This is a genomic window from Pseudomonas avellanae BPIC 631 (assembly GCF_000444135.1).
GTDB lineage: Bacteria > Pseudomonadota > Gammaproteobacteria > Pseudomonadales > Pseudomonadaceae > Aquipseudomonas > Aquipseudomonas avellanae.
In genome coordinates this window covers 1-6,768 of record NZ_ATDK01000305.1, presented here as the reverse complement: position 1 = coordinate 6,768, position 6,768 = coordinate 1, and the positions used below count along the sequence as shown (strand labels likewise).

At 58.0% G+C, this 6,768-nt stretch carries 5 protein-coding genes and 1 pseudogene; 2 read left to right on the top strand and 4 right to left on the bottom strand.

The genetic code is table 11. The annotated features are described in order from the left end of the window. Positions 1 to 82 precede the first annotated feature (82 nt). The 4 genes and pseudogenes from DW49_RS0118680 to DW49_RS0118665 form a co-directional block, all read right to left on the bottom strand. Positions 83 to 496, bottom strand: a pseudogene (locus DW49_RS0118680) (DUF6402 family protein); the annotation flags it as partial. A 6-nt stretch (positions 497 to 502) separates the two neighbouring features. Beyond that, on the bottom strand, positions 503 to 1,087 hold the full coding sequence (locus tag DW49_RS0118675) for a PAAR domain-containing protein (RefSeq protein WP_005619635.1): 585 nt from the start codon (positions 1,085 to 1,087) through the stop codon (positions 503 to 505). Between the two features lie 335 nt (positions 1,088 to 1,422). Beyond that, positions 1,423 to 2,136: a FadR/GntR family transcriptional regulator gene (locus DW49_RS0118670; protein WP_005619633.1), complete on the bottom strand. Its 714-nt coding sequence runs from the start codon at positions 2,134 to 2,136 to the stop codon at positions 1,423 to 1,425. Positions 2,137 to 2,251: 115 nt separating this feature from the next. Then, complete coding sequence (locus DW49_RS0118665) at positions 2,252 to 3,994, bottom strand: IlvD/Edd family dehydratase (RefSeq protein ID WP_005619632.1); 1,743 nt, start codon at positions 3,992 to 3,994, stop codon at positions 2,252 to 2,254. 214 nt (positions 3,995 to 4,208) lie between these two features. Between DW49_RS0118665 and DW49_RS0118660 the strand changes: the two genes are divergently transcribed. Both DW49_RS0118660 and araD1 read left to right on the top strand, forming a co-directional pair. Beyond that, on the top strand, positions 4,209 to 5,516 hold the full coding sequence (locus DW49_RS0118660; RefSeq protein WP_005619630.1) for an MFS transporter: 1,308 nt from the start codon (positions 4,209 to 4,211) through the stop codon (positions 5,514 to 5,516). Positions 5,517 to 5,595: 79 nt separating this feature from the next. Continuing rightward, positions 5,596 to 6,588, top strand: a complete 993-nt coding sequence (gene araD1 / locus DW49_RS0118655; protein ID WP_005619628.1) for an AraD1 family protein — start codon at positions 5,596 to 5,598, stop codon at positions 6,586 to 6,588. The last annotated feature ends 180 nt before the right edge of the window (positions 6,589 to 6,768 follow it).

Here is a 6,768-nt window from a genome sequence, read left to right as displayed (position 1 = left end):
ACTGTTTGCGAAATAATTTACCCGTGTCCTGCAACCTAAGTTATTGATAAAATTTGAATTTTACGTTAGTTAGTAGCTGGTTTTTTCGAAAACAGTACACTAGCTGTTTTATCCCGTTCGGGGTGGTTAGTAGCAATTTGGCTGCTTCTACAGCATTCCGACACCGTTCAAACTTCATCGCCCAATCCATTTTTACGATGCCATCATCACAATGTGCTGGATTTAGGTTCAAAGATGAAGGTTTAGTTTTTTCTTTTTTCCACTCCGCCGGCATCTCCCACGCAGGACTGTCAAACCATCGCTGCATCAGTGCTGCTGCCGTGTCCCAGCCCATGTTGCGCATGGCTCCGGGGACGCGGGACAGGGCCAGGTTTTCGATGATGACCTTTTTAGGCGGTGTGTCCAGAGGTGCGTAGGTGCGCGAGATACCCTGTGGCAGGGCGAAGTAGGTGTCGGGACCCAATGCGTTGGTGCGTTGAAAATCATTCAGTGACATGTATTGTTACTCCATCATCGGCAAAGGGGCGAATGTTGCGGGTTGCAGCGTAATGGGCGCTGTGCTGCAGTGGCTTCGGCTATTACCTTGGCTATCAAGCGCGCCGCTGGCAGTGCACTGATCGTCTTGCAAAATCACATAACCCACATGCCCAAGACTGACGTGCTGATGCGTGGTGAATTGAAAGCGCTCATTGAAGTCAGGTAGCTGTTGCTGGCCCACCAACGAATTAACCGATTGCACACCCCCATCCACCAAGCACTCGCTGGCCACCCCCTGATCATTACCCACCGAAGTAACAGGCGCAGACGGCACAACACTCGGCTGCCTCTCAACCCGAAAGAAACGCTGTTGCCTGGATATCAACCGAGCCCCGCAACTGGTCAGATCGCCCTCCAGTGCGATGATTTTTCCTTCGATATGAAAGTTGTTTTCTTCGCCGATGATTTTGCTGGCGCCATGCAGTGGACAGATGACGTCGCAGCCCCTGTGTGCTACGGGGAAACCATGGATGCGCTTTGTTTGATCGCCATTGATAACAGACCCTCCGTGGTCTGTGGTATCGCCCTGGACGATGGCCAGAAGTTTCATGCAACTCTCCCTGAGTCATATTTTCTGCAGGCCGCACGAATCCTTGACGTCCGACTGTTTAATCGACGTGTACGAACAGGTGCTGCGTTTTAATTAAGGTGCAGGGAGAGATATCATTACTTTATGTTTTCGGAAATGGCAGATCGCTATTTTCGGTATTTAAGGACTGAGCTTACGCTGGGCTGATAACGCTCTTACATATGGGCTGGATATTTCCCACAGAAATAGAATATTCAGAGGTGGGTATAGGTAATCGATAGGGTTCGCCCTGCTTGATTGATAAACACGGCGAACAGACAGACCCAAGACGTTATCGATTCAGTTGAACCGATTGATCAACCGCCGCCCAACACTACGCTCAGCGCATTGCGCGCATCGTCCAGTTGCACCAGCGAGGCGTGGCGTGCGCCGAGGGCGTCGCGGTTCTGAATGGCGGTGAGGATGGCTTTGTGGCGGGGCATGGCCAGTTCGTGCAGGTTGGGGCGTTTGTTGGAGTATTTGAGCGCTTCGCGCAAGGCCAGTGACAGCATGTTGCACAAGTGCGCCAGCGGGTCGTTGTGGGTGGCGTCGGCGATGCGGCTGTGAAAGTCGAGGTCCGGTTGCAGCAAGTCTTCCGGCGTCGGTGCCGCTTCCATGCGCAGGTACGCTTCGTGGATCGACTCGATTTCGGCGTCGGTGGCATGTTGCGCAGCCAGTGCTGCAACAGCCGGTTCGATGACGGCGCGCACGCTGGTCAGCAGGTTGAAGAATTCGTTCTGCGGCGAGCTTTGCATCACCCAATGCAGCACGTCCGGGTCCAGCAGGTGCCATTCGCGGCGGGCCTTGACCACCGTGCCGACGCGTGGCCGCGAGTAAACCAGCCCCTTGGCGACCAGAACCCGTGTGGCTTCGCGCAGTACCGGACGGCTGACTGCGTACTCTTCGCAGAGCAACGCTTCGGCTGGCAGCTTTTCGTCAGGTTTGAAACGGCCGGATACGATCTGCATGCCCAGTTCCTGGACAATACGGGCGTGCATGCTTTTTCGGTCGGAAGGCTTTCGGTAGTCCATGGGAACGCAAGTCGGTCCTGGCGGTGATTGCTGGGCATCATACCATCGCACAACGGTTGCGGCGGTCGCCAGAACAAGGGACCGCCGCTTCTTTTAATGCAAGTAGTGCAAGTGACTAGTGCGAATGACGAGGCACTTCGGAACCCCGGCAACCGACCAGAAAGTCGAAATCACAGCCTTGATCGGCCTGCATCACTTTATCGATATACAGTTGGCGATAGCCGCCAAGCAACAATTGTGGCGGGGCTTGCCATTGCGCCAGGCGTGCGGCCAGTTCGGCTTCCGGGATGTCCAGATGCAAGCGCCCGCTGGCACAATCGAGCTCGATCCAGTCGCCTTCCTGAACCACGGCGAGTGGGCCACCTGCTGCGGCCTCCGGCGCGACATGCAGCACCACCGTGCCGTACGCTGTGCCGCTCATGCGTGCATCGGAAATACGCACCATGTCTGTCACACCCTGAGCGAGCAGTTTGGCCGGCAGACCCATGTTGCCGACCTCGGCCATGCCCGGATAACCCTTGGGTCCGCAGTTCTTGAGGACCATTACCGAGCTGGCGTCGATGTCCAGATCCGGGTCGTTGATCCGCGACTTGTACATCTCGAAATTCTCGAACACCACCGCACGGCCACGATGCTGCATCAGCGCCGGGGTGGCGGCCGAAGGCTTGAGCACCGCACCCAGCGGGGCGAGGTTGCCGCGCAGCACGCAGATGCCACCGTCGGCGCGGATCGGGTTGTCCAGCGCACGGATCACCTGATCTTCACCATAGATGGGGGAATTGCAGGTGTTCTCGCCGATGCTCTTGCCGTTGACGGTCAATGCATCCGGGTTGGGCAGCAGTCTGGCTTCGTTCATGCGGCGCAGCACGGCGGGCAGGCCACCGGCGTAATAGAACTCTTCCATCAGGAAACGGCCGGACGGTTGCAGGTCGACGATGGTCGGCATGCCGCGGCCCATGCGGGTCCAGTCGTCCAGGTCCAGATCGACGCCAATGCGCCCGGCAATGGCCTTGAGGTGGATAACCGCATTGGTCGAACCGCCAATGGCCGCGTTGACCCGGATGGCGTTTTCAAAGGCGGCCTTGGTGAGAATCTTCGACAGGCGCAAGTCTTCGCGGACCATGTCCACCGCACGCATACCGGACATATGCGCCAGCACGTAGCGGCGCGAATCCACCGCAGGAATGGCAGCGTTGTGCGGCAACGAAGTGCCCAGTGCTTCAGCCATGCAGGCCATGGTCGAGGCCGTGCCCATCGTGTTGCAGGTGCCTGCCGAGCGGGACATGCCGGCTTCGGCGGACAGGAATTCGTCCAGGCTGATGGTCCCGGCTTTGTAGGACTCGTGCATCTGCCAGACGATGGTGCCGGCACCGATATCCTTGCCTTCATGTTTGCCGTTGAGCATCGGCCCGCCGGTCACGACAATGGCCGGGATGTCGCAACTGGCGGCACCCATCAACAGTGCAGGCGTGGTCTTGTCACAGCCGGTCAGCAGCACGACACCGTCAATCGGGTTGCCGCGAATCGCTTCCTCGACGTCCATACTCGCCAGGTTGCGGGTAAACATTGCAGTGGGGCGCAGGTTGGATTCGCCGTTGGAAAACACCGGAAACTCGACCGGCCAGCCACCTGCTTCGATCACGCCACGTTTGACGTGCTGGGCAATCTGCCGGAAATGCGCGTTACAAGGGGTCAGCTCCGACCAGGTATTGCAGATGCCGATGATCGGCTTGCCCTGAAACTGATGGTCGGCAATACCCTGATTCTTCATCCAGCTACGGTACATGAAGCCATTCTTGTCGGCGGTGCCAAACCACTGGGCAGAACGGAGGGTCGGTTTTTTATCGGAGTCAGACATGATCGGCTCTCTTATTGTAAGACTTAATGACGGCGCTGCTGGGTAAGGTAAGCCTAAAAAACGCGTATTGGAAGAGTTGTCACTTCAAATAGTATTACTATATAGTCGACCGTAGACGAGGGTTCATCCTGGCGCATGGGCAGCTTCATCAGCCCCCCAGGCACAGAGGTGATCCCCGCAGGTTCCATAACAAAAACAATGGGAGACCGCCTACATGAGCCAGGAACTGCGGCTTATACGCCGCATCACGTTCAAACTGATTCCCTTCCTTATCCTGCTGTACCTGATCGCGTATGTGGACCGTTCGGCCGTGGGCTTCGCCAAACTGCACATGGGCGCGGACATTGGTATCGGCGACGCCGCCTACGGGTTGGGTGCGGGGCTGTTCTTCATTGGCTACTTCCTGTTTGAAATCCCCAGCAACCTGATGCTCGAGCGCTTTGGCGCACGCCGTTGGTTCGCGCGGATCATGATCACTTGGGGCGCGATCACCATCGGCATGGCGTTTGTGCAGGGGCCGCACAGTTTCTATGTGATGCGCTTTCTGCTGGGGGCGGCCGAGGCGGGCTTCTTTCCCGGCGTGCTTTATTACATCACTCAGTGGTTTCCGGTGCGCCATCGCGGCAAGATCCTCGGCCTGTTCATCCTTTCGCAACCCATCGCCATGATGATCACCGGGCCCGTCTCGGGCGGTTTGCTGGGCATGGACGGTGTGCTTGGCCTGCACGGCTGGCAGTGGCTGTTCATCGTCATCGGCACCCCGGCGATTCTGCTCACCTGGCCGGTGCTGCGCTGGTTGCCGGACGGTCCGCAACAGGTCAAGTGGATGGATCAGGCCGAGAAAGACTGGCTGGCCGGTGAACTGAAAAAAGACCTCGAACACTACGGCCAGACTCGGCACGGCAACCCGTTGCATGCGCTGAAAGACAAGCGCGTGTTGCTTCTGGCGCTGTTCTATCTGCCGGTGACATTGAGCATCTACGGCCTGGGCCTGTGGTTGCCGACGCTGATCAAGCAGTTTGGCGGCAGCGATTTGACCACCGGTTTTGTGTCTTCAGTGCCGTACATCTTTGGCATCATCGGCCTGCTGATCGTGCCACGCAGTTCTGACCGCCTCAATGACCGTTACGGGCATCTGGCAGTGCTTTATGTGCTGGGCGCCATCGGCTTGTTCTGTAGCGCCTGGCTGACCCTGCCGGTCGCGCAACTGGCTGCGCTGTGTGTCGTGGCCTTCGCGTTGTTTTCCTGCACGGCGGTGTTCTGGACCTTGCCGGGTCGCTTTTTTGCCGGGGCCAGCGCGGCAGCCGGCATTGCGCTGATCAATTCGGTCGGCAATCTGGGCGGCTACATTGGTCCGTTCGTGATCGGTGCGCTGAAGGAAATGACCGGCAGCCTGGCCTCGGGCTTGTATTTCCTGTCCGGGGTGATGGTGTTCGGCCTGGTGTTGACCGGCATCGTTTATCACGTGCTGGAACGTAAGCATGTGTTGCCGGCAGACGAATTTGCGGCGAGTGCCAGGTGAAGCCGTTGCGAGCTTCAAGCTTCAAACAGCAAGAAGAGGCAGGCCTTGGCGTTTTTAATGGTGATGCAGGGAGAATCTTATGCGGTTAGTGCAATTTGAATTGAGCAACGGTCAGCGTCGGGTCGGGCTGATTGACGGTGATCAGGTGCGCGAAGTAGTCGGTGCCGAGAGCGTGCGCGAGTTGGCGCTGGCGGCGATCGAGGCGGGTTCTGATCTGGTTCGGCAGGTTGAGCAGCTTGGGCTTGGCGACACTCATGACTATCCGCAATTGCTCAAGGACCTGCGGATCCTGCCGCCGCTCGACCATCCTGATCCGGCGCATTTGCTGGTCAGTGGCACCGGGTTGACGCATCTGGGCAGTGCCTCGGCGCGTGACAAGATGCACCAGCAGTCTGGCGATGAAGCGTCGATGACCGACACCATGCGCATTTTCAAATGGGGCGTGGAGGGCGGCAAGCCAGCGGCGGGGCAGGCGGGTGTTCAGCCGGAGTGGTTCTATAAAGGTGACGGCAGCATCGTCGTGCGCCCAGGGCATTCCTTTTCATTGCCACCGTTCGCCGAAGACGGCGGGGAAGAGCCCGAGCTGAGCGGCCTTTATGTGATCGGCCATGATCGCAAGCCCTATCGCATGGGCTTCGCTATTGGCAACGAGTACTCCGATCACGTCATGGAACGCCGCAATTACCTGTACCTGGCCCACTCGAAACTGCGCGCCTGCTCGTTTGGGCCGGAGCTGCGTGTAGGCGAGCTGCCACAAAGCCTGACCGGCACCAGCCGCATCTGGCGTGATGGCGAAGTATTGTGGGAAAAAGAATTCCTCAGCGGCGAGGCCAACATGTGCCACAGCCTGGAAAACCTTGAGTATCACCACTTCAAATACGCCCAGTTCCTCAGGCCAGGTGACGTACATGTGCATTTCTTCGGCACCGCAACCTTGTCATTCGCCGATGGCGTACGCACCCAGCCCGGTGATCGCTTCGAGGTCAGCCAGGCCGAGTTCGGCCAGCCGCTGATCAACGGCCTTGCGCCTAGCGAAGCGGTGTTTCAGCCTGGCGGGATTGGCAAGCTCTAAAGACAAGAACGTGTCGTGTTTTTTGCCGCTCGATGCGGCAAGAGATCATGTTCTGTCCGTATTTACCGCAACCAAACCGCTTTGGATGTGCTTTTTGATCGCGATGGCACTGACGACACAGAGTGCGGCGACCCCCGGATCAGTGTCAGGGCGAAGGAACCCGACGAAGTCGGGCCGGAA